Annotated in this window: 1 protein-coding gene; it reads right to left on the reverse strand. The window is 55.6% G+C overall.

The annotated features are described in order from the left end of the window. Window positions 1-236: 236 nt before the first annotated feature. Window positions 237-932 (reverse strand): 50S ribosomal protein L1, encoded by a 696-nt coding sequence (gene rplA, locus ACIPZE_RS28885; RefSeq protein WP_007916481.1) that lies wholly within the window; start codon window positions 930-932, stop codon window positions 237-239. Window positions 933-941 lie beyond the last annotated feature (9 nt).

Here is a 941-nt window from a genome sequence, read left to right on the forward strand (position 1 = left end):
GCGACGATGGCCTTCTTGTCTTAGAGATTTATTGCCTCGGGTTTAACTCCTGCTTGTTACCGTTTCATTCGATCGAAACCGAATGTCGTTTTGGTGTCTGATTCGGTAAGGAACCGGGAGCACCATCTGCGTAGGCTGGTGGTTTAAGACTTGCGTCGCCTACGGTCTTGGATAGCCCCCGCCAGGCAGGGACCCCAATATTTCAACTGGCGCGAATAATCGCGCCAATTTTTGTCTTACGCGTCCAGCGAGCTCTGGTCGATAACCAGACCTGGGCCCATGGTGGTGCTCAGGGTAACGCGCTTGACGTAGATACCTTTCGAGGAAGCTGGCTTGATACGCTTCAGATCAGCGATCAGGGCTTCAACGTTTTCCTTCAGCTTGACGGCGTCGAAGCCCATCTTGCCAACGGAAGTGTGAATGATGCCGTTTTTGTCGGTGCGATAACGAACCTGACCAGCTTTAGCGTTCTTGACCGCAGTAGCTACGTCTGGAGTTACGGTACCAACCTTAGGGTTAGGCATCAGACCACGTGGGCCGAGGATCTGGCCCAGCTGACCTACAACGCGCATGGCATCCGGGGATGCGATCACTACGTCATAGTTCAGGTCGCCGCCTTTCATTTCGGCAGCCAGGTCGTCCATACCTACACGGTCAGCGCCGGCAGCCAGAGCGGCTTCGGCAGCTGGACCCTGGGTGAACACAGCAACGCGAACAGTCTTGCCAGTGCCGTGCGGCAGCACAGTAGCGCTACGAACAACCTGGTCGGATTTACGCGGGTCTACACCCAGGTTTACAGCAACGTCAAACGACTCGCTGAACTTGACAGTCGACAGCTCGGCCAGCAGGGCAGCGGCGTCTACAATGTTGTAGGCCTTGCCTGCTTCGATTTTGCCGGCGATAGCCTTTTGACGCTTGGTCAGCTTAGCCATTACACACCC

Source organism: Pseudomonas sp. NPDC089741 (assembly GCF_044748825.1).
Lineage (GTDB): Bacteria > Pseudomonadota > Gammaproteobacteria > Pseudomonadales > Pseudomonadaceae > Aquipseudomonas > Aquipseudomonas helmanticensis.

Excerpts from the sequence above, each read along its gene's own strand:
- rplA (WP_007916481.1), bottom strand. The coding sequence starts at position 932 with ATGGCTAAGCTGACCAAGCGTCAAAAGGCTATCGCCGGCAAAATCGAA.